The sequence below is a fragment of the Pseudoalteromonas rubra genome, assembly GCF_000238295.3.
In the GTDB taxonomy this organism is placed as follows: domain Bacteria; phylum Pseudomonadota; class Gammaproteobacteria; order Enterobacterales; family Alteromonadaceae; genus Pseudoalteromonas; species Pseudoalteromonas rubra.
In genome coordinates this window covers 241779-264766 of the sequence record NZ_AHCD03000034.1, presented here as the reverse complement: position 1 = coordinate 264766, position 22988 = coordinate 241779, and the positions used below count along the sequence as shown (strand labels likewise).

The 22988-nt window shown below is 48.0% G+C and carries 22 protein-coding genes; 21 read left to right on the top strand and 1 reads right to left on the bottom strand.

Annotated elements, in window-relative coordinates:
* The first annotated feature begins 72 nt into the window (after positions 1-72).
* The 21 genes from PRUB_RS10455 to PRUB_RS10355 all read left to right on the top strand — a co-directional run bounded on the left by PRUB_RS10455 (position 73) and on the right by PRUB_RS10355 (position 20415).
* Complete coding sequence (locus PRUB_RS10455; protein ID WP_010385678.1) at positions 73-2367, top strand: flagellar hook-length control protein FliK; 2295 nt, start codon at positions 73-75, stop codon at positions 2365-2367.
* A gap of 44 nt (positions 2368-2411) precedes the next feature.
* Positions 2412-2936 (top strand): flagellar basal body-associated protein FliL, encoded by a 525-nt coding sequence (fliL, locus tag PRUB_RS10450; RefSeq protein ID WP_010385679.1) that lies wholly within the window; start codon positions 2412-2414, stop codon positions 2934-2936.
* A 9-nt stretch (positions 2937-2945) separates the two neighbouring features.
* Positions 2946-4040 carry a flagellar motor switch protein FliM gene (fliM, locus tag PRUB_RS10445; protein WP_010385680.1) on the top strand — a complete coding sequence of 365 codons (1095 nt, stop codon included), beginning with the start codon at positions 2946-2948 and terminating at the stop codon, positions 4038-4040.
* A 28-nt stretch (positions 4041-4068) separates the two neighbouring features.
* Positions 4069-4470: a flagellar motor switch protein FliN gene (gene fliN, locus PRUB_RS10440; protein ID WP_010385682.1), complete on the top strand. Its 402-nt coding sequence runs from the start codon at positions 4069-4071 to the stop codon at positions 4468-4470.
* Between the two features lie 10 nt (positions 4471-4480).
* Positions 4481-4852: a flagellar biosynthetic protein FliO gene (gene fliO / locus PRUB_RS10435; protein ID WP_010385683.1), complete on the top strand. Its 372-nt coding sequence runs from the start codon at positions 4481-4483 to the stop codon at positions 4850-4852.
* Positions 4853-4856: 4 nt separating this feature from the next.
* On the top strand, positions 4857-5597 hold the full coding sequence (gene fliP / locus PRUB_RS10430) for a flagellar type III secretion system pore protein FliP (protein WP_010385684.1): 741 nt from the start codon (positions 4857-4859) through the stop codon (positions 5595-5597).
* Position 5598: 1 nt separating this feature from the next.
* Positions 5599-5868, top strand: a complete 270-nt coding sequence (gene fliQ / locus PRUB_RS10425) for a flagellar biosynthesis protein FliQ (protein WP_010385685.1) — start codon at positions 5599-5601, stop codon at positions 5866-5868.
* Between the two features lie 6 nt (positions 5869-5874).
* A complete protein-coding gene (gene fliR / locus PRUB_RS10420) occupies positions 5875-6654 on the top strand; it encodes a flagellar biosynthetic protein FliR (RefSeq protein ID WP_010385686.1) in 780 nt (259 codons plus the stop codon).
* Between the two features lie 21 nt (positions 6655-6675).
* On the top strand, positions 6676-7806 hold the full coding sequence (flhB, locus tag PRUB_RS10415) for a flagellar biosynthesis protein FlhB (protein WP_010385687.1): 1131 nt from the start codon (positions 6676-6678) through the stop codon (positions 7804-7806).
* A 60-nt stretch (positions 7807-7866) separates the two neighbouring features.
* Positions 7867-9963: a flagellar biosynthesis protein FlhA gene (gene flhA, locus PRUB_RS10410; RefSeq protein ID WP_010385688.1), complete on the top strand. Its 2097-nt coding sequence runs from the start codon at positions 7867-7869 to the stop codon at positions 9961-9963.
* A gap of 20 nt (positions 9964-9983) precedes the next feature.
* A complete protein-coding gene (gene flhF / locus PRUB_RS10405; protein WP_010385690.1) occupies positions 9984-11516 on the top strand; it encodes a flagellar biosynthesis GTPase FlhF in 1533 nt (510 codons plus the stop codon).
* A complete protein-coding gene (locus PRUB_RS10400; protein WP_010385692.1) occupies positions 11509-12369 on the top strand; it encodes a MinD/ParA family ATP-binding protein in 861 nt (286 codons plus the stop codon). Before flhF ends, PRUB_RS10400 begins: the two co-directional genes overlap by 8 nt.
* A gap of 2 nt (positions 12370-12371) precedes the next feature.
* Positions 12372-13106, top strand: a complete 735-nt coding sequence (locus PRUB_RS10395; RefSeq protein WP_010385694.1) for an RNA polymerase sigma factor FliA — start codon at positions 12372-12374, stop codon at positions 13104-13106.
* A gap of 43 nt (positions 13107-13149) precedes the next feature.
* Positions 13150-13533, top strand: a complete 384-nt coding sequence (gene cheY, locus PRUB_RS10390) for a chemotaxis response regulator CheY (RefSeq protein WP_010385696.1) — start codon at positions 13150-13152, stop codon at positions 13531-13533.
* A gap of 19 nt (positions 13534-13552) precedes the next feature.
* Positions 13553-14323: a protein phosphatase CheZ gene (locus PRUB_RS10385; protein WP_010385698.1), complete on the top strand. Its 771-nt coding sequence runs from the start codon at positions 13553-13555 to the stop codon at positions 14321-14323.
* Positions 14324-14338: 15 nt separating this feature from the next.
* Positions 14339-16582, top strand: a complete 2244-nt coding sequence (locus PRUB_RS10380; protein WP_010385700.1) for a chemotaxis protein CheA — start codon at positions 14339-14341, stop codon at positions 16580-16582.
* 80 nt (positions 16583-16662) lie between these two features.
* Positions 16663-17820, top strand: a complete 1158-nt coding sequence (locus PRUB_RS10375; protein ID WP_010385702.1) for a protein-glutamate methylesterase/protein-glutamine glutaminase — start codon at positions 16663-16665, stop codon at positions 17818-17820.
* Between the two features lie 53 nt (positions 17821-17873).
* On the top strand, positions 17874-18659 hold the full coding sequence (locus PRUB_RS10370) for a ParA family protein (RefSeq protein WP_010385703.1): 786 nt from the start codon (positions 17874-17876) through the stop codon (positions 18657-18659).
* Positions 18652-19464 carry a chemotaxis protein CheW gene (locus PRUB_RS10365; protein WP_010385705.1) on the top strand — a complete coding sequence of 271 codons (813 nt, stop codon included), beginning with the start codon at positions 18652-18654 and terminating at the stop codon, positions 19462-19464. The genes PRUB_RS10370 and PRUB_RS10365 overlap by 8 nt, the downstream gene beginning before the upstream one ends.
* A gap of 24 nt (positions 19465-19488) precedes the next feature.
* Positions 19489-19986, top strand: coding sequence for a chemotaxis protein CheW (locus PRUB_RS10360; protein WP_010385708.1), 498 nt, complete (start codon positions 19489-19491; stop codon positions 19984-19986).
* 27 nt (positions 19987-20013) lie between these two features.
* Entirely contained in the window at positions 20014-20415 is a 402-nt protein-coding gene (locus PRUB_RS10355) for a DUF2802 domain-containing protein (RefSeq protein ID WP_422624126.1), read from the top strand.
* Between the two features lie 401 nt (positions 20416-20816).
* On the opposite strand, the gene PRUB_RS10350 is transcribed toward PRUB_RS10355, so the two are convergent.
* On the bottom strand, positions 20817-22985 hold the full coding sequence (locus PRUB_RS10350) for a hybrid sensor histidine kinase/response regulator transcription factor (RefSeq protein ID WP_081694296.1): 2169 nt from the start codon (positions 22983-22985) through the stop codon (positions 20817-20819).
* Between the last annotated feature and the right edge of the window lie 3 nt (positions 22986-22988).

Here is a 22988-nt window from a genome sequence, read left to right as displayed (position 1 = left end):
TTGCAGTATTAATCCAGTATATCAATTTAATCCGGTTAGCGGCGCAAGTTTGCCGCACATAAAGGTGAAAATATGGTCAATGTTTCGCTAGAAGTAGCAATCAATAACGGAGTTTCGGCGAAGGGAAAAGATCAAACGGAACAAGCGGAAGAGTCAGGGTTTCTTGCCATGCTTGCTCAGGCAGAGCAAGACAGTAGTGATGAAGCGTCTCAGTCTGATGAGCAAAATGCGGGCGAATTTGCCCCATTGCCAGAGGGCCTGGACCGCCGTTTAGGTCTCGATGATAGTCATTTGCCGAAAAAACAAAAAACCGCGCCGGATGAACCTTTACGGCTAGATGATTCTGAGTTGCCCGGAAAGGGTGGGACGACAGCTGGAGGTGCAAACACCAGTGATGCTGACGATCTGCTTGCTCAAATTACTTCCTCCAACGCGCAAAGTACGGAGGTCGCTCACAATTTGGCACCCGTTCCCAAAGCGCTAAAAGATTATTTGGGTAAAGAAACGCTGGTGGCACCACCTGAAACGAAAAAACCGCTCGACAACATTGGGCCTGGGCCGGTTGTACCAGCTCCTTTGGGTCAGGGGGAGTTGAGTCAGACTGACGATGCTGTGGATCCTAAGCTGCAAGAAGCGACACCTAAATCTATCACCGCAGGCGTAAATACGCTGCCCGATGGTAATCATATGAAAGGCAAAACTCAGGTGGAGAGCGTGGATGAGCTGGTTGTTCATAAGCGGATTGATCGTGTGGGGCCTGGAATCACACAACCCAGCGACTCGTCTGGACCGGTGGCTGATGAGCTGCTTGTCAAAGGTGAAGGAAAACCCGCCGGGATCCCGGATGCGTTAAAATCTGACAATGCTGAAATCAATTTGAAAGACAGTGACAAAGCGCAGGCCCAGGCTAAGCCTGTGAATACAGAGCAGCCGCTTCCAGGCGCTAAACCGGTTACGACGGAAGCCCCGTCTGTACAAGCGAATTCATTACAAACAAACCCTGTAAACGGTAAAGAGGTGTTACAGCAGCAAGAGCAAACGCCTGAACAGGTTGCCGTGCATAAATCGGTAGCAGAAAAAGTACCGTTCGACGGTAAAATCGCTCAGCGCCCGGTTGATCAGGTAGGTCCTGTGATAACAGCACCTCAGGGCGACCAGAATGAGACCAAGCTTAGTGAGCAAAGCGAGATCTTGCACAGTAATAAACCTCAGGTGTCAGTCGCTGACAATGTGGCTAAAGCACAACAACCAGGACAACCATCTCAGGGCGCAAATGTGAACAGCACAGCGGACTTGAAAGCGATGGTTGACGCACTCACTCCGCAGCAAAAGCAAACGCTTGCGGCTAATTTGCAGTCACAGCTGGATAGCAACGAGCTAAGTGATCCTGAGCATCGTGCAAAAGCCGAGCAGTTGTTGCAACACTTGGGTGTCAAGCCGACCGGGACACTGTCCGGCAAGGCAGAAGGTGTAACAGCACCTGCTGTGTCAAATGCGGAGCAGTCTGGCCATACCGAGCAGGCGAAAGTGTTTGAAAAAGAGAGTAAAGTTGCCAAAGTAACCGATCCGGTTGCACCAGAAAAGGTCAACAAACAAGCGGCGACAGTGAGTCAGTCTGGAGCAAATAGCGTAGATCAAAAAGCGCAAAGTAAAGACGCTCAGCAGCAGGCTACTGTCACCGAGTTACAAGACAGTGAACATCCTGAATTAGCCCAGCTTAAAAAGGAGGGCGGACAGTCCGAACAGCAAAATTCACAACAGCGTAGCGCCATGCCCGCGCCGGTAGAGAATATTTTTAAAGCGATTCGTGGCGAGCGTATGGATGATGGACTGAAGCATGAGTTTAATGAAGTGCTGGCGCAGGTAGAGCAAGTTCGCCAGAATCAACAGGTGAATCAACAAAGCGTTGTGAATCAAAAGGCCATGCAAACCGACCCTGCTGTTAGTCAGGCCATCAACATTGCCCGCAATGATGCTGTGAAAGCACTGCAAGAGCGTGTGAACATGATGCTGAATATCAACAACAAAGAAGCGGAAATTCGTCTTGACCCGCCCGAACTGGGTAGCATGCAGATCCGAATTCGTTCTGAAGGTGAGCAGGCCCAGGTAAACTTTGTGGTGCAAAACCAGCAAGCCAAAGAGCTGTTAGAACAGTCCATGCCCAAGCTCAGAGAGATGCTTGCTGAGCAAGGGATCCAGCTTGGAGAAAGCAATATTCAGCAGGGCCAGGGGGGAGAGCAACAGCAACAGGAATCATCCCAAGGTCATGGAACACTTGCTAATAATGGCAGTGAAGCGCAAAATAACGGCCAACAATCAACGACTAGCAGACGGCAAAGTGATTCAGCAATAGATTACTATGCATAACAGCTGCTATGATTAAGGTTAAAGTGATTTAAAGAAGCGCGGATATGGCAGAAGAAAGCGATTTAGAAATAGAAGAAACTGGTGGATCAAAGAAAAAGTTGATCATCATTATTGCCGCTGTGGTTGTTGTTTTAGGCGCAGTAGCAGGCTACTTTTTATTTGCAGGGTCAGATGACGCGCCCGAATCGCTGGCAGAAGAGACGACTGAGCAGCAAGAGCAGGCATCGCAGGAAAATGCGGCGCAAACAGGCAGCGCACTGTATGTTGCCATGCCTCGTCCCTTTGTATTTAACGTACCAGGCGCCAGTCGCGACCGCATTGTACAAATTAAAGTGCAACTGTTGGTACGCGGTGACGTCAACGAAGAGGTAGCAAAGAAGCATATTCCTCTGATTGAAGGGACACTGCTAAGTGTGTTTTCGACCACAACCGCTGATGAACTGAGTACCAGTGCGGGTAAAGAAACTCTGCGCCTTGGTGCACTGGACAAAGTTCAGGCTGCAATGGAAAGCGTTGAAGGCAGCAAGGTGGTCGAGCGCGTGTTATTCACCGGTTTTGTAATGCAGTAGGAAGAGTCAGTGAGCGACTTATTATCACAAGACGAAATCGATGCCTTATTGCATGGTGTCGATGAGGTCGAAGAAGAAGAAGTCCCGGATAGTGACGATGGCGGCACCAGTAACGCCTTACAATACGACTTTTCGTCACAGGACCGTATCGTCCGTGGTCGCATGCCGACTTTGGAAATCGTTAATGAGCGATTCGCGCGGCACATGCGTATCAGTTTGTTTAACATGATGCGTCGTACTGCCGAGGTATCCATCAATGGCGTACAGATGCTCAAGTTCGGTGAGTACATTCACACGCTGTTTGTGCCAACCAGTTTGAACATGGTACGTTTTCGTCCGCTCAAAGGGACGGGCTTGATCACCATGGAAGCCCGCCTGGTGTTTATCCTGGTGGATAACTTCTTTGGCGGTGATGGGCGCTACCACGCGAAAATCGAAGGGCGTGAATTTACGCCAACAGAGCGGCGGATCGTCCAGATGCTGCTCAAAATCATTTTTGAAGATTATAAAGAAGCCTGGGCACCGGTTATGGATGTGTCGTTTGAATATCTCGACTCGGAAGTGAACCCGGCGATGGCAAACATAGTCTCTCCAACTGAGGTTGTGGTGATCAGCTCATTCCACATTGAGCTGGATGGCGGGGGAGGAGACTTCCATATTTCCTTGCCTTATTCAATGCTTGAGCCTATTCGTGAACTGCTTGATGCGGGTGTTCAGTCTGATACTGAAGACACGGATCTGCGCTGGAGTAAGGCGCTGCGTGATGAAATTATGGATGTTGAAGTTGAGCTGTCTACACAATTACTCGAAGTAGACTTATCGCTTGACCAAATCATGCAGTTGAAAGCGGGTGATATTATTCCTGTTGAGATGCCCGAGCATATCACAGTATTTGTGGAAGAACTGCCGACCTTTAGGGCTAAAATGGGGCGTTCTCGTGACAATGTGGCGCTGCAAATCAGCGAGAAGATTAAACGTCCGGAATCTGTGAAGTCAGAACTTCATGTGTTTACGAAGGGCGGCAAGAAGCTGGACTCAGATGCTGAGTTGGCAGAGTTAGAAGAAGATCTGCATCTGTCTGAAGGTGTGGATTTAGATTGGTGATGAAGAAGTTAATTAAGGTAGTCAGTGCATGAGTGATGATCAAGATACAATGGACGAATGGGCGGCTGCACTCGCAGAGGCCGAGGAAGCTGACCAGGACGGTGCTGAAGCCGAAGTTGCTGAACTGGAAGAGTTGCAAGACAGCGGCGCTTCTCTGAGCGCTGATGAAAAGCGTAAACTCGATACGATTTTAGACATCCCGGTCACCATTTCGATGGAAGTTGGGCGCTCTAAGATCAACATACGGAACTTACTTCAGTTGAACCAGGGTTCTGTTGTTGAACTGGACCGAGTGGCCGGTGAGCCGCTGGATGTGCTGGTCAATGGCACCCTGATTGCGCATGGCGAGGTGGTTGTTGTTAACGATAAGTTCGGTATTCGCCTGACTGACGTTATCAGCCAGGTTGAACGTATTAAAAAGCTTCGCTAACAGACCGCTAATGAGTGCTTTGATATTCTCCAGCGTGGCTGCAGTGCAGCCACCAGGCGGCCTCAGCAGTGAATTACTGTCAATGGGCCTGTCATTAGCGTTTGTGGTGATAGCAATCATTGGTCTGGCCCTGCTGGTGAAACGTTTTAACCCCAATCTGGGTAACAGCCAGGATTTTAAAGTGATCCGCAGTCTGCCGCTTGGCAGCAAAGAGCGATTACTGATCATTGAAATAGACAATAAACAACACTTGTTGGGCGTAACACCACACAGTATCAATTATTTATATCAGTTAGAGTCGCCCTTAGAAGTGACACCCACAGCCCCGTTTGCTCAAGAACTCAGCCGCTTAATGTCTGGCGCAAATAACAATAAGAAATGAACTTATGATCCGATTTTTACTCCTTATCACAGTGTTGTGCTTTGCTCCGGGTGCTTTAGCTGACGGCATTGAGGCACTGAGTGTGACAACCAATCCGGACGGCTCTCAGGAATATTCAGTCACGCTGCAAGTGCTGGCCATAATGACGGCGCTGAGTTTTATCCCTGCTGCTGTGATTATGATGACCTCTTTTACCCGTATTATCGTGGTACTGGCGATCCTGCGTCAGGCGATTGGCTTGCAGCAATCGCCGTCTAACCAGGTATTGGTGGGGATGTCTTTGTTCCTGACCTTTTTTATTATGGCTCCTATCTTTAACCAGATTAATGATCGTGCGGTGCAGCCTTATTTAAATGAAGAGTTGACGTCAATTCAGGCGCTTGAGCAAGCTAAGGAACCGATCAAAGCGTTTATGTTATCGCAAACGCGGATAAAGGATTTAGAAACATTCGCGAAAATAGCAGGTTACGATAAACTGGATAGCCCTGAGGATACCCCGTTTGTGGTCATTATTCCGGCGTTTGTGACCAGTGAACTGCAAACCGCCTTCATCATTGGCTTTATGTTTTTCATCCCTTTCCTGATCGTGGATCTGGTGGTTGCCAGTGTACTGATGGCGATGGGTATGATGATGCTATCACCTATGATAGTGGCCTTGCCTTTTAAGATTATGTTGTTTGTGCTGGTCGATGGCTGGTCTCTGATCATGGGTACCCTGGCTCGCAGCTTTGGCTTAGGAGTGTGACATGGAACCAGAAGTTTTTGTCGATATTCTGAGTGATTCGCTTTTTATTGTTATTAAACTGGTGACCGCCATTGTACTGCCAGGCCTGATGATAGGTCTGGTTGTGGCGGTGTTCCAGGCGGCAACCTCGATCAACGAACAAACCTTAAGCTTTCTGCCCAGACTTATCGTCACCATTGTGGCCCTGATTTTCGGTGGCCACTGGATGACTCAGGTGCTGATGGATTTTTTCAACCAGTTGGTGCTTCAGATCCCCGAAATCGCAGGGTAACGTGCCATGGAGTACCCCTTCGAACTCATTATTCAGGCGCTCAGTGACTATATGTTGCCGTTTATCAGGATCAGCTCGATGATTATGATAATGGCAGGTTTAGGGGCACAGAGTGTCCCAACCCGTATTAAGCTTGCTATGTCAGTAGTTGTGACTGTAGCGGTTGTTCCGGCTATCCCTCAGACCCAGTTCACCGACTTATTTTCTTTCGCTATGGTACTGGTGGTGATGCATGAAATTATAATCGGGGTCTCAATCGGGTTTGCTTCTATTCTGCTGCTAAATACGTTTATTGTCGCGGGTCAGATTCTGGCAATGCAAACGGGGCTAGGGTTTGCCTCCGTGGTCGATCCGGCCAATGGCTTGAGTGTACCGGCCGTCGGTCAGTTTTATCTGATCTTGGCGACATTGTTGTTTTTTGTTTTTAATGGTCACCTGATGATGATCAAGATGGTGGTGTATAGTTTTCAGAGCTGGCCCATTGATGGCAGCTGGTGGGTGGTTGATAATTATTGGCAGATTGTGACCTGGGGCAGCTGGCTGTTTGCGACTGCGTTGGCATTATCTCTGGCACCGCTCACCGCCATGCTGTTGATCAACCTATCATTCGGCATCATGACGCGTGCTGCACCGCAGATGAACATTTTCTCTGTGGGGTTTGCCTTTACCATGGTATCGGGTTTGTTGATCATCTGGGCAACGATGGGGAACTTTGTGATCCAATACGAGTTTCAGTGGCTGAAAATGACAGAATTAATGTGTAACCTGATTGGTTGCACGGTGTAATCGAGTAGCGGGAGCAAAACGATGGCGGAAGATTCTGGTCAGGAACGTACGGAAGAACCCACAGACAAGAAAATATCGGATGCCCGTAAGAAAGGCCAGGTTGCCCGTTCAAAGGAGTTGGGTACAACATTTGTGCTCATATTTTCTGCCGTTTCATTGCTGCTATACGGCCCGGATATTGCCAAGGGGTTGTATAACATGATGGGTCGAATGTTTACGCTGAATCGCAATGAAACTTATGACACCACCAAAATGTTTTCTGTCTGGGGGGATGCATTTTCTGAAATCATTTTTCCGCTGAGTATGTTTGTGTTGATCATTATGGTTGCGGGGATCATTGGTAATACTCTGTTAGGCGGCTTTAACTTTAGCTGGCAAGCCGCGGCACCCAAGCCAAGTAAAATGTCCCCAATGAAAGGCATCAAACGGATGTTTGGGCCTCAGGCCGCGGTGGAATTGGTCAAATCGATCCTCAAGTTTGTACTGGTGGCCGGGTTTGCGATATTGCTTATTAAGGTATTCTTTTACGAAATACTGCATCTCAGTATCGAGCAAATCCCGGGCAGCATTATGCACTCCCTGGAAATTCTGGCCTGGATGTTTCTGGCGCTGAGTTGCACCATGATCATTATCTCGGCCATTGATGCGCCATATCAGAGTTACAATCACCACAAACAGCTTAAGATGACGCTGCAAGAGGTCAAAGATGAGTATAAAAACTCGGAAGGTGATCCTCAGATCAAAGCCCGTATTCGGCGCACACAGCGTGAAATGTCACAACGGCGGATGATGCAGGAAGTGCCTGATGCCGATGTGGTGGTCACCAACCCGACACACTACTCTGTGGCGCTAAAATACGACACAGAAAAAGCGGGCGCGCCCATGGTGATCGCCAAAGGCGTTGATGAATTGGCTATGCAGATCCGTAAAATTGCCAAAGGGAACGAAGTCCCCATTGTTGAATCACCTGTTTTAACCCGCTCTTTGTATCATACAACTGAAGTGGGCGACCAAATCCCACAAAAACTATTCACCGCCGTGGCCCAGGTGCTGGCCTACGTGTTTCAATTGAAGAAATTTAACAAGGGTCGTGGTAAGCGCCCGGTTGAATTAAAGAAAGACCTGCCCATTCCGGATGAACTGAAACACTAGGCTAGTTGGTATTAAACTTGCTCTAATGTAACTGCGTCAATAATTTGTGGTTTGTAAGTTATGGATTTTAAAGCGGTTTTACAGCAGGTTAATCGAGATAAAAAAGAATATGCCAAAGGGGTCGGTACACCGGTACTGGTCCTGGCTGCATTGGGCATGGTGGTCCTGCCTATGCCGCCATTTTTGCTCGATATCTTATTCTCATTCAATATCGCACTGGCCCTGGTGGTTCTGCTGGTGACGGTTTACACCATGAAGCCGCTTGAATTCGGTATGTTTCCATCTGTGCTGCTGATTGCGACCATTTTGCGACTGGCACTGAACGTTGCCAGTACCCGGGTGGTTTTGTTGGAGGGTCATAACGGCGGTGACGCAGCCGGTAAAGTGATCGAAGCATTCGGTTCCGTTGTGATTGGCGGTAACTATGCGGTTGGTCTGGTGGTCTTCCTGATCCTAATCATCATTAACTTTGTGGTTATCACCAAAGGTGCTGGCCGTATCTCTGAAGTATCTGCACGTTTTACCCTGGATGCAATGCCGGGTAAACAGATGGCGATTGACGCAGATTTGAATGCCGGATTTATCTCCGCAGACGAAGCCAGAACCAGACGTGAAGAAGTAACCCGCGAGGCCGACTTCTATGGTTCGATGGATGGTGCCAGTAAATTCGTAAAAGGGGACGCCATCGCAGGCATCGTTATCCTGGCAATTAACATCATTGGCGGCTTGTTTGTCGGCATGGTGCAGCATGATCTGTCATTTGGCCGAGCTATGGAAGTGTACACCCTTTTGACCATAGGTGACGGCCTGGTCGCCCAGCTTCCTTCACTGTTACTGTCGATTGGTACTGCGATTGTGGTGACGCGTCAGAATGAATCGCACAACATGGGTGAGCAAATGACACAGCAGCTGGGCAATGAGAAATCTTTGTCTATCGCTGCGGGGATCCTGATTGTTATGGGACTCGTACCTGGCATGCCTCATGTTGCCTTCCTCGGTCTGGGTGCCCTGATCGGATATCTGGCTTATTACTCGCATCAACAAAAAATTAAAGCACAAGAGCAGGAAGCTGAAGAATCAAAAGGTGGCGCGGTTGCCTCTCAGCAGCAAGAACAAAAAGAGCTGGGTTGGGATGATGTACAGCCGGTCGATGTGATTGGTCTCGAAGTGGGCTATCGCCTGATCCCGCTGGTTGATCAGTCGCAAGGTGGTGAGCTGTTAAACCGCATCAAAGGGGTACGTAAAAAGCTATCTCAGGAACTGGGCTTTTTGGTTCCGCCTGTCCACATCCGCGATAACCTGGAGCTGGACCCAAATGCATATCGTATCACTTTAATGGGGGTAGGATCCGGTGATGGTGAACTGAAGCATGGTGATGAGCTGGCCATCAACCCAGGTCAGGTGTTTGGTCCAATTAATGGTGTGGCGACCAAAGATCCTGCGTTTGGCCTGGAAGCGGTATGGATCAAACCAGAGCAAAAAGATGAAGCACATTCTTTGGGCTACACAGTGGTGGACGCAGCGACGGTCGTGGCGACACATATCAGTCAGCTGTTGACCAATAACGCGTCTCTACTGCTGGGGCATGAAGAGGTACAGAATCTGCTTGATATGCTGGCTAAGAGTCACCCTCGTCTGGTTGAAGGTCTGGTACCAGATATCCTGCCACTCACTACGATTGTGAAAGTACTGCAAAACTTGCTGAATGAAGGTGTTGCAATTCGTGACATGCGCTCTATTGTTCAGACCCTGGTTGAGTACGGCCCACGCAGTCAGGACCCGGATGTACTGACGGCTGCAGTACGTATTTCACTGCGTCGACTGATCGTTCAGGATGCGGTAGGTGGGGCTGAAGAAATCCCTGTCATAACATTGGCGCCTGAGTTGGAACAGATGTTGCATAAGTCTCTACAGAACGCAGGTGATGAGGGGGCAGGCATAGAGCCAGGCCTTGCAGAGCGGCTTCAAGGTTCATTAAGAGAAGCCCATCAAACGCAAGAAATGCTCGGCGAGCCGTCCATCTTATTAACCTCAGGTATGTTAAGAAGTGTGCTATCAAGATTTGTAAAACACACCATACCGGGACTGAGAGTGATGTCATATCAAGAAGTACCGGATGAGAGGCAAATCAAGATAGTGAGCTCAGTTGGACAGTAGAGGACTAGAAGGGGCTGACCATGAAAATTAAACGTTTTTTTGCAAAAGATATGCGTACCGCTTTGAAAGAAGTGAAAGAAGAGCTAGGTGCAGATGCAGTGATCATGTCAAATAAGAAACTGGCAGATGGCGTTGAAATCGTCGCTGCAGTAGACAATGATCGGACACCTGCTCCACAGCCTCAGGCAGCGCAGTCAGCTCCTCAGCAAAGCGCAGCGCAGGCTGCACCTCGTCAGGCAGCTCCCGGGCAAAGTGCTCAGCACAGTTACAGCCAGCCTGCCAGAATGGTTCGTCCTCAACCACGCCGCGCAGAGCCTCAGAAGCAGGCGCAGGTTGCAGACAGTCTTGAAGCCTTGCTTGAGCGCCAAGCCCCTCGTCCTAAGTCGCCCGAGCTTGCTTCTATGTTCTCTCAGTCTGGCATTAACACCGATGACATGTTCGGCGCTCAGCAACGTAACGAAGCTCCAGCAAAAGCTGCGCCTCAGGCTGCGCGTCAACCGCGTTATGAAGCACAAAGTCATGATTTTGATGGCCGTGATGCAGCTACTTCCTGGGAGTTTGGAGATGACCTTGATCAGGGCTTTGGTGACGAACCAGCGGCTCAGAAAAAAGCCAACGACGATGAAATGTCTTCCATGCGTGATGAAATGAACGCCATCCGTCAGCTACTTGAATTCCAGTTGTCCGGATTGATGAATCAGGAAATGGCACGTCGTGACCCGACCCGCGCTTGTCTGGTTGAGCGTCTTAAAGGCATGGGAATTGGTGCGGAAGTCGCAGAGCAGATGGCGTGCTTTATTCCTGATGACGTTTCTCGCAAAGAAGCGTGGAACGCACTGCTGAATATGGTTGTCAATCAGATGCATACAACAAACAACGATATTCTGCGTCAGGGCGGTGTATATGCCATGGTCGGACCAACAGGGGTTGGTAAAACCACTACAGTTGCAAAATTGGCAGCGCTTGGCGCACAGAAATATGGTGCCGATAATGTGGCACTGATCACAACGGATACCTATCGTATCGGTGCTTACGAGCAACTGGCAACCTATGGTCGGATCATCGGTTGTCCTGTTAAGCAAGTAAAAGATGCCAATGAACTTGCAGAGGTTCTTTATCATTTACGCAATAAGCGTCTAATATTAATAGACACGGCGGGGATGAGTCAGCGTGACTTACGCTTGACGGAGCAGCTAAACACCCTGATGCGCAGTAGCCGTGTTGACATTCGCAGCTACCTGGTATTAAGTGCGACTGCTCAGATGCATGTACTGCAAGAAACCGTAAACCACTTCAAAAAAGTCAATTTAAGTGGTTGTATTTTTACAAAACTTGATGAAAGTCTAAGTTTAGGTGAGATAATTAGCATAGCGATTCAAAATCGTCTGCCAATAGGGTATCTTACCAATGGTCAGCGAGTGCCTGAAGACATTCGCGTGGCAAACGCTCAGAAGTTAGTCAAAAAGGCTGAGCAATTGTATTTAAAGAGAACAAAAGCACAACATTCGCGACGTGTACCAGTGGCGTCCCAGACAGTAGGAATGTATGATTAATACAGTTTTAGATCAAGCAAGTGGCCTGCGGAGAATGAACCAAAAAAATAACCACAGTGTAAAAGTAATCGCAGTGACTGGTGGTAAAGGTGGAGTAGGTAAAACCAATGTATCCCTCAACACTGCCATCGCGTTAGGACAGCAGGGTAATCGGGTCTTGGTGCTTGATGCTGACTTAGGTCTGGCTAACTGTGATGTCATGCTAGGCTTGAGGGTCGAGAAAAATTTATCTCATGTATTGTCTGGCGAATGCGAGCTAGACGAAATTTTGGTAGAGGGTCCGGCTGGGATCCGTATCGTGCCTGCAACGTCAGGCTCACAAAATATGGTCGAATTAACGCCTGCTGAGCACGCTGGCTTGATCCGTGCCTTCAGTGAGCTTAGCAGCGAGTTTGATATTTTAATCGTCGATACGGCGGCTGGCATTTCAGACATGGTATTGAGTTTCTCTCGTGCTGCACAGGATGTACTGGTCGTTGTGTGTGACGAGCCGACTTCTATTACCGATGCATATGCGCTTATCAAAGTATTAAGCCGTGAACATGGCGTCTACAAGTTTAAAATTGTGGCCAATATGGTGCGTAGCTTAAGAGAAGGGCAGGAGTTATTTGCTAAGCTGTCCAAGGTTACAGACCGATTTTTAGATGTCGCTTTAGAGCTGGTTGCAACGATCCCATTTGACGAAAATATGCGTAAGTCTTCACGCCGTCAAAAAACCATCGTTGAGCTTTATCCTAATTCACCTGCTGCTGTGGCATTCAGAGGCCTGGCAAGCAAAGCTGTCAAGTGGCCCATTCCCCACCAACCTTCAGGTCATTTGGAATTCTTTATTGAGCAATTGGTAAACGGTTAAAGATGGCTTCACCGGTCAACCGCATGGCGGGATATAAAACGACAGACCACCTACATAAGGTGGTGGAACGTCATACGCCTTTAGTGAAAAAGGTGGCCTGTCATTTGTTAGCCAGATTACCAGCCAGTGTTCAGCTCGATGATTTAGTCCAGTCAGGTATGATTGGACTGATCGAAGCCTGCAAAAATTTTGACGCGAGCAAAGGGGCGAGCTTTGAAACCTTTGCAGGAATTCGAATTCGTGGCGCAATGATTGATGAGATCCGCCGTGGAGACTGGGCGCCCCGCTCGGTACACAAAAACGGTCGCATGGTTGCCGAGGCCATTGCTGAGCTAGAAGCACAGCTTGGACGGGAACCAAAAGATACTGAAATCGCTGAAAAACTTGATATTACGCTAGATGAGTACCATCATATTTTACATGATGTCAATGCAAGTAAAGTGATCGGCATCGAAGACTTGGGGGTAGATGAAGACGTAATTTCTCCCGCAGGCAACGATTTTGCGCTAGACAAACCATTCAATAATGTTAAAAATGAGCGCTTTAACGAATCGTTAGTCAATGCGATCAAGACTTTACCTGAGCGTGATGCTTTGGTGTTGTCTTTGTATTATAACGATGAGATGAATTTAAAAGAGATTGGTGCGATCTTAGAGGTCAGCGAATCTCGAGTGAGTCAGATTCACGGTCAAGCAATGATCAAGCTTCGTGCGAAGATCAATGACTGGATCAATTAGAGTTAGTTTTACAATATAGGTTCAAACCTCACCGGAGGAAGTTTTGGATAAGAACATGAAAATTCTCGTGGTTGATGATTTTTCTACGATGAGAAGAATAATCAAAAACCTGCTAAGAGACTTAGGCTTTACCAATGTTCAAGAGGCTGATGATGGCAGTACGGCACTTCCAATGTTGCAAAATCAGGAATTCGACTTCGTCGTAACTGACTGGAATATGCCAGGCATGCAAGGTATCGATTTGCTTCGTGCAATTCGTGCTGATGATAAGCTTAAACACATCCCAGTACTCATGGTTACAGCGGAAGCGAAAAAAGAACAAATCGTAGCTGCTGCCCAGGCTGGAGTTAATGGTTACATCGTTAAACCGTTTACGGCAGGCACCCTGAAAACCAAACTAGAAAAAGTGTTCGAACGTTTAGGCTAGTATTGATAAGGGTAGGCTTATGTCAACATCTTCTGTGCCACAGATAACTCTGGAACAGGCTAAACTGCTCGTTGAATACCTTGAACAAGGTGAGCAGGAAAAGGCTGATGAGATATTAATTGAGGCCACCAACAAAGAACAATCAGAGCTTTTTGCTGAAGTGGGCAAGCTAACTCGACAACTTCACGAATCGTTGAAGAACTTTGAGTTAGATACCCGTTTATCTGATCTCACGACAGAAGCCATTCCAGATGCCAAGCAGCGCCTTAATTACGTCATGGAGATGACCGAAAGCGCTGCCAATAAAACCATGGATGCCGTAGAAGCAAGTCTTCCCTTAGCCCAAGAACTAGCCGATGAACTCTCTGAAATTAAGCCCACCTGGGACAGATTAATGAGCCGGGATATCCAGCTCGGAGAGTTCAAATCCTTGTGCCACGATCTTGACAGTTTTATGCAGTCGTCAAAAGGCCGTACAGATGAATTACAAAATCTGATGACCAATGTGTTGATGGCACAAGATTATCAAGATTTAACCGGACAGGTTATCCGGCGTGTCATTGAGTTGGTTCGTGAAGTTGAAGACAGCCTAATTCACTTGTTGACCGTATTCGGCAGCGCAGATGAAAGTCAACAAACTGCAGCCCAGCCACAGGCACAAACTAAAGCCCCCGCCGTTACTGATGAGTTATCAGGTCCTGAGGGTCCAATTTTGGACGCTGAGTCTCGAGATGATGTCGTATCCGGGCAGGATGAAGTTGATGACCTGTTGTCTAGTTTGGGCTTCTAATAGGAGAGTATGCGAATGAGCTTTGAAGTCGATGAAGATATCTTACAAGACTTTCTTGTTGAAGCTGGGGAAATACTCGAACTGTTATCTGAGCAGCTTGTCGAACTAGAAAACAACCCGGAAGATAAAGAGCTGTTAAATGCGATTTTCCGTGGTTTCCATACCGTTAAAGGGGGCGCTGGCTTCCTGAGCATGACTGAGCTGGTAGATGCTTGTCACGGTGCGGAAAACGTGTTTGATGTCCTGCGTCAGGGGCAGCGTCAGGTAACACCAGAGTTGATGGATGTGATTTTACAATCACTCGATACCATCAATGAAATGTTCTCGTGCATTCAAAACAGAGAGCAGCCAGACCCCGCTGATCCACACTTACTGGAAGTTTTACATCAGCTCAGTCAGCCAGAATCAGAAGACGAAGTGATTGCTGCCCCTGCTGCAGCAGAGCCTGAGCCTGAACCGGTTGTGGCGACACCCAGTGCGGATGATGTGCTGTTTGACGCACCTGCGGATTCTGTTGATGAATCTGGAAGTGACAACGGGGACAGCATAGACGAGATTTCTGAAGAAGAATTCGAGAGCTTGCTCGATGAATTACATGGCTCAGGTAATGGCCCTTCAGTTGCATCGCAAGAGCCTGCCGCACCAAGTGCAACACCGGCTCCATCAAGCAGCGATGATGGCGACATTACCGATGATGAATTTGACAGCTTGCTGGATGAGTTGCATGGTGTTGGAAAGTTTGGCGCGACCGCAGAGCAAGCGCCAGCTGAGCAGCCGAAGGCACCGGCCCAACCTGCTGCGCCAGAGCCACCGAAAGCATCTGGCGGTGACGACGATGAAATCAACGATGACGAATTTGAAGCTTTACTGGATGAGTTGCACGGAAAAGGGCAAGCACCAAAATCAACGGAAGCGGAAGTAGCAGCGCCGAAAGAAGCGCCTAAAGCACCTCCTAAACCTGAGCCTAAACCAGCTGCACCTGTGGCTAAGGCGCCCAGTGCACCGGCTGCCAAACCGGCACCGGCAAAACCAGCAGCTGAGAGTAAACCTGCGGCCGATAGTAAAGCCGCCGCTAAGAAACCAGCAGCTCAGGCAGAAACAACCGTTCGGGTTGATACCAAGCGCCTGGATGAGATCATGAACATGGTCGGTGAGCTGGTGTTGGTGCGTAACCGGTTAGTCAGCTTGGCTAATAACTCAAACAGCGAGGCCATGGGTAAAGCCATTTCTAACCTCGATGTGGTGACCGCCGACCTTCAGGGTGCGGTGATGAAAACCCGAATGCAGCCAATCAAGAAAGTGTTTGGTCGTTTCCCCCGGGTGGTTCGAGACTTGGCCCGTAGCCTCAAGAAAGACATTAGTTTGGTACTGGAAGGGGAAGACACGGATCTGGATAAGAACCTGGTAGAGGCCCTTGCGGACCCTTTGGTTCACTTGGTTCGTAACTCAGTGGACCACGGTATTGAGATGCCGGATATTCGTGAAGCTGCAGGTAAATCAAGAACTGGTACTGTGACCTTATCAGCCTCTCAGGAGGGTGATCATATTCTGCTGACCATTCGTGATGATGGTGCAGGTATGGACCCGGAGAAGCTGAAGAAGATTGCGATTAGCAAAGGGGTTATTGATTCTGACCAGGCAAGTCGCTTGTCAGATAATGAAGCCTACAATCTGATCTTCGCGCCAGGTTTCTCAACAAAAGAACAAATTTCTGACATCTCTGGCCGAGGTGTTGGTATGGACGTGGTCAAAACTAAAATCACCCAGTTAAATGGTTCCGTCAACATTCAGTCAGAGCTGGGTGTGGGTACAATACTGGAAATTAAAGTACCACTGACATTGGCCATTCTGCCAACATTGATGGTGATGATTGGTCAGCAAACATTTGCACTGCCGCTGGCTGGGGTAAGTGAAATATTCCACCTTGATTTGACCAAGACCAACGTGGTTGATGGCCAATTGACTATCATAGTGCGTGAAAAAGCAATCCCACTGTTTTATCTGGAGCACTGGTTAGTGAAAGGTGCCGACAGAGGCGCCCGAAAAGCAGAAGGGCATGTGGTAATCGTTCAGATGGGTACTAAGCAAGTAGGCTTTGTGGTTGACTCTCTGATAGGCCAGGAAGAGGTGGTAATTAAACCGCTTGATGCCTTATTGCAAGGTACTCCGGGTATGGCTGGTGCGACTATCACATCTGATGGTGGCATCGCGCTGATTCTGGACGTCCCCAGCATGTTAAAATATTACGCCGGCAAGTAAATTCCTGGCGCATTTATACCGACAAAGTGGTGTCTTTGACACCACTTTTCGGATCTGTAACGAATAAAAGAGCAATGCCAATGGCAGTTAAAGTATTAGTTGTAGATGACTCGAGCTTCTTTCGTCGTCGAGTGAGTGAAATACTAGAAAAAGATCCTGAAATCAAAGTGATTGACTTTGCAGTGAATGGTCAGGAAGCGGTCGATAAAGCCGCTAAACTGAGGCCAGACGTCATCACTATGGATGTGGAAATGCCAGTAATGGATGGGATTAGCGCAGTTAAGCAGATCATGCAGAGTTCCCCCACTCCGATTCTGATGTTTTCGTCATTGACCCGTGAAGGCGCCAGCGCAACACTTGATGCACTGGACGCTGGGGCGGTCGATTTCTTACCGAAGAAGTTTGAAGATATTGCCCGTAATAGTGAAGACGCTATCCGCTCTTTACAAAACAAGGTCAAAGAAATTGGCCGACGTCGTGTGAGTCGCTTCACCCGGCCTATTAGCTCGTCATCAGCACCCGCGCCGACACGTAGCGCGCCAAGTGCATCATCAGGTCTGCGACCTGCGGCTAAGCCAATTGCGCAACCAGATCGAACATTTTCACGCCCTGCACCAGATACACCCAGTTCCGGCGCGTCTTTTAAAGCGTCTGGCAAAAAGTATCAAATCGTTGCTATCGGCACATCGACGGGTGGCCCGGTGGCACTGCAAACCATTTTAACTCAATTGCCTGCGAATTTTCCGCATCCTATTTTGTTGATCCAGCACATGCCAGCGGCATTTACGCCAGCGTTTGCACAACGCTTGAATAGTCTGTGCAAAATCAAAGTAAAAGAAGCAGAGCAGGGGGATCGCTTACAACCAGGCGTTGCTTATTTGGCGCCGGGAGGTCAGCAGATGTTGGTTGAAGCCAGAGGCGGCAGTAAAACCCTAAAGGTGTTTGAGGATGACAGCCCTCGTATTACCTATAAACCCAGTGTGGATGTTACTTTTGCCAGTACAGCCAAAGCATATAACGGAGATGTGCTCGCGGTGATACTAACTGGTATGGGCGCGGATGGGAGAGATGGTGCCCGAATGTTGAAGCAAAATGGTGCGACTATCTGGGCACAGGATGAAAAAACCTGTGTGGTGTACGGCATGCCGCAAGCTGTTGCGAGCGCGGGAATTTCAACTGAAGATATCGCTTTGCAGGATGTTGCACTGAGAATAAACAAAGAAATAGGCTGTGCATAATTGATGTTAGCCTGAATGCGATCTGTGTTTGGCCGAAGGAATAAAAAAATAACGTGAAAATCTGGACGGTAGCGAACCAAAAAGGCGGGGTGGGTAAAACCACCACCACAGTTAGTCTCGGCGGGATCTTGGCGCTCCAGGGGAAACGTGTATTATTGATAGACACAGATCCGCATGCCTCATTAACATACTACTTTGGCATTGACTCGGAAGAGTTAGAAGTCAGTGTGTACGATATTTTTATTCGCGGCTCAAATATGGCCAGCGAAGAAATTCTTCAGGCCCTTTGCCCTTCAACTATCGAGAATCTGGACATATTACCGGCGACTATGGCTATTGCGACACTGGATCGCAGCATGGGCAATCGCTCGGGGATGGGGCTCATTCTGAAAAAGGCGCTTGCCAAGATCAGTGAGCATTATGACTATGCCATTTTGGATTGCCCGCCTGTACTGGGTGTGCTTATGGTGAATGCACTCGCTGCAAGCGAGCGCATTCTCATCCCGGTACAAACAGAGTTTTTGGCGTTGAAAGGACTGGATCGCATGATGCGCACAATGTCATTAATGCAAAGTTCGCATTCCAAGCAATATCAATATACTATAGTGCCAACTATGTATGATAAGCGCACTAAAGCATCTCTCGAAGCCTATAAGTCTTTGGTAGAGACTTATCAGGATAAAGTTTGGCCTGGTGTGATACCGGTTGATACTAAGTTCAGAGATGCCAGTTTAGCGCAGCAAGTGCCGGTACAATATTGCCCTAAATCGCGTGGCGTCTATGCTTATCGTGCCTTATTAGAACACCTTGCAGAAGTTGATAGAGGTAGTAATGAGTAAGCATCTGTTTGCCAATGAACAGGTCATGAAACAGTATCTGGGTGCCTTATTACGCGAAGAAGAGGAAGATGAAGTCGCGCTTGCTCCTGTGGCTAAATTGTTGGAGTCTGTGCCTGAAGCACAGGAAGACAAAGCCGCAGCGCCCAGTGTTGTTGAGCGCTCAGAAACAGCTCATACTGAAACGCTCGCGGAGCCACCTACAGTTGAGCCTCCGGCTGAACCCGTTGTTGAGCAGGAAATCGCTCAGGATGTGCAGGTAATAACCCCGGCCGCTGATCTTGAGATAACTGAAAATACTACTATTATCAAAGAAGAAGCTGAGCAGCCTGTGCCAGCTCGCGCGCGAGATGCTTATTTAGAAAATGAGTTTCAGGCGCTGTTTTTCGAAGTAGCCGGACTTACTTTGGCTGTGCCATTGAAGTCACTGGGTGGTATACATCAGCTTACTGAAGTTAATCAATTGTTTGGTAAGCCAAAATGGTTTAAAGGTGTGATGCTTAACCGAGAAGAAAAACTCAACGTGGTGGATACTGCCCGATGGGTAATGCCGGAGAAATTCACACCTGAGCTGGAAGAGAACCTGGACTACCAGTACTTGATCATGCTGGGTGATAGTCAGTGGGGTTTGTTAGCCGAAAATCTGGTCAATAATATTACGTTGAAGCCAGAAGATGTGAAATGGCGAACAGCCGATGGGAAAAGGCCATGGCTGGCGGGCGTCATTAAAGAAAAAATGTGCGCACTGATAGATGTTGAGAATTTAAATCGATTGCTAGAGCATGGCCTCGATAGCCGAGAGCAGTAGCTAGCATCTAACTGGAGTAAAATCATGAGTCAAGAGAGAATACTTTCGGCTGATAAAAATGCAGATAGTAATGATGAAGTCCTTCAGTGGGTTACCTATAAGCTAGAGGATGAAACCTACGGCATTAACGTAATGCAGGTACAGGAAGTATTACGCTACACCGAGATTGCCCCTGTACCAGGTGCACCAACGTATGTGCTTGGTATCATCAATCTACGTGGTAATGTTGTGACTGTCATCGATACCCGCTCTCGTTTTGGGCTACCAAGCTCAGAGGTCACAGACAACTCTCGTATCGTGATCATCGAGGCAGAAAAGCAAGTTGTTGGTATTCTGGTCGACAGTGTTGCTGAGGTAGTGTATCTGCGCAGCTCTGAGATTGACAGTGCACCAAATATTGGCACAGAAGAAAGCGCTAAATTCATTCAAGGTGTTTCTAACCGTGAAGGTGAGCTGCTTATCCTGGTTGATTTAAATAAACTACTCAGTGATGATGAGTGGGATGAGTTGAGCCATATTTAACCCGTGCAAGCAGTAACCCAAAACGAGATTTTATTGCTCCTAGTAATCGCCTCAAGCCTGCTGTGTTTAGTGTGCTTGGGGTTTATTTTTGCGCTAAGCAAAAAAGTACAACAGCAAAATAACGAACATAGTAAGTTGCTTCAGCATCTCAAGCGCGAAAATGAACAAGTTGCTATTCTACGTAGCGAAATTGCAGAAGTTCGCGCCAGTGTCCTGAGCATAGGTAAACGTCTGGTCGCCTGTGAAAATTATGCCAAGGATCTTGCCCAGCAACAGGCCGCGCAAAAGTATGACGACCCTGATGCGAAGATTTATTCCCGTGCAGTCAAGATGGTCGAACTGGGCGCCGATATCGAAGAGATAATGCGAGAGTGTGAATTACCTCGCGCTGAAGCAGAACTGTTAATGTCCCTACACAACAAACAATGAGATGGTTGCTCATTGTCAGCCAACGACAAACCGGGATGAATAAACCGGCTGTGCGTTGGCTGCCTCTCCTCAGGTTGAGAAGGCCTTATACCAATTTCGCTTAATACCTTGCCTATTTGAAAGAGCAAATAGGACGCTAACAGCCTTAAAAATTTCTCATTTAGAACCTTATACCTTAGACATAGGTTCACAAATTTTTGCCTCGCCTATATGGACGTAGATGCTTCAGCGACAGCAGGACGCGGGAGCGGTGTTATCGACGTTATTTTCTCGCCTCAAAATAGAACACTTAACAATGTAAATTGGTGTAACACCATAAATGAGTGGCGGTATTAGACTCTAGCCAGGCACCAATTAGTTCTTTGCTGGGTTAAACCGCGCTCATATATTCAGGGTACACATCAAAGCGCTGAAGGGCGCTCGGATTGCAGATGAAACTGGCTAGGTGCAACGCCATATTGCGCTTTAAAACACAGGCTAAAGTAGCTTTGCGATGAAAAGCCGCATTCAAAGGCAACCTGAGTGACACTCATACCATTTGCCAGCATGTGTGCGCCTTTATTGAGCCTGAATTTTTTGACGTACTCAGAAAAAGTCTGACCTAACAGGGCTTTAAACTTTCTTTGAAGTTGCCGTTCACTCATGGCAACCGTGGGCAGAAGTGATTTGATCGTTAAGCTTTGCTCTGCAAAATGTGCAGCCATCCAGTGCTCTAGCTGGTCGATAAACTGAGCATCTTTGCTACTGATCCCTGCGTACCTTTCACGATGCGTTATGTTAGAGGTAAGGGCGCTAGGTTGTTCACCCACTCTTTGACTGATTAGGCTGCGTATGTTGAGCAAGTTATGGATACGGGTTCGTAATCGCTCTGCGTTAAAAGGCTTACTCATAAATGCATCAATGTCCATTTTCCAGGCCAATGTCTGACTGTCTTCGTCGCCCTTTGCTGTGAGCATGAGTATTGGAATATGGCAGGTTGTGAGTTCTTCACGCAGTTTTTGTGCTAACTGAAATCCATCCACATTTGGCATCATCAGATCAGTCAAGATGAGATCGGGCACATGTGTTTTTGCCAGGTTGAAACCGTTTTCTCCCTCATCAGCAAACAACACCTGGTATGTGCCGTGCAGGCAATCCGCTATGTAAGCACGCATATCAGGATTGTCCTCGACAATCAGTATGCTGGGCTGATGTTGTACATCTTCATCGGGGCATTGCGGCACACTGGGTGTGATTTGATGTTGCAGATTAGCTTGCTCCAGAGTAACCACATCGCTTGTTTGCAAAGGATAATCTGTATTGGACGTGTTGTTGCTCAGAGGAAAGGTTATGGTGAACTGTGTGCCCGAAACCCCATCGCTACACACTGTGATGTGACCATGTGCGCGCTGCACCAGATCTTTGACGAGGGCTAGGCCAATGCCAGTGCCCGCAACTGTGTTAGTCATACCTGTGTCAAGGCGCACAAAGCGTTCAAAAATACGGTGTTGGTCCTGTGGCGCAATGCCAATGCCAGCGTCGCTGATGCTAAGCTGCACGGTATTGTCGACCTGTTCACACCTGATCTGTATTTCGCTGTCAGGGTTAGAATATTTAATTGCATTGGATATCAAATTACAGAGGATGGCTTCAGCATCTTGTATTGGTATATCAACCAGGCAGTCGCTGTGCGTATTGCACTGAATGTCTATCTTTTCTTCCCTCGCCAGGGCGATAAAAGCAGTACTTATTTGTTCTGCGATACTGTCTAGCGCCAGTGTATGCTTATCTTCAGGCAGGATGAAATCAGATTTGGTCAGCTCTAAGGTTTGTTCTACTAATCTTTGCAGGCGCTTTGCGTTGCTTAAGATTCTTGTCAAAGATGCCTTATCTGGTGTCTCTGTGCTTGTGATGATGGACTCGAGTGGGCCAGTTATAAGCGTTAACGGGGTTCTGAACTCATGTGAGATGTTGGCGAAAAAGGTGTTTTTCTTTGCAAGTGCAGCTTCGGTCAGCTGTACTTTCTCTGCTGCCATCTTGGCAATTTCTTGCTCTGCTTCCATGGTGGCATTGTAAAAATGGAAGCAGGTGAGGCCCAGTGCCATAAACGCAATGATCAGATTGGATACATGAATATAGGGCAGCAATTCTGAATAGGCATACGTATACTCAATGTCCTGAGCAAACAAGTAAAACGCAACAAACAGTCCCATGCAAGACACTGTACAGGTGACGATCCCCCACAATGGAATTTTCCTATAAAACAGGATGAAGGGGACTGCGGCCCATAAATAATGTTGAAATCCGGGTGCTAAACCCAGATACAGGACCACGATTGTAGAGTGGACAAGCACCTCGCCGACCATCAGCAATACGGCACCTGAGGTGTTATTAGTACGATTTAAACGCAGTGCAACATACCAGGTAACGGTGCTGCACACTTCCAGTACGACCAGCTCGGGGATCGCCAGAATAATGAAATCGACTATCAGTAAGGCGTGTACAATCAGACCCAGTATACCCACCGCGTTGATGATGGTTTGCATCCGGGTATGGCTTACGGTGATGAAGGGATTCTGTGCAGCGTCCATAGT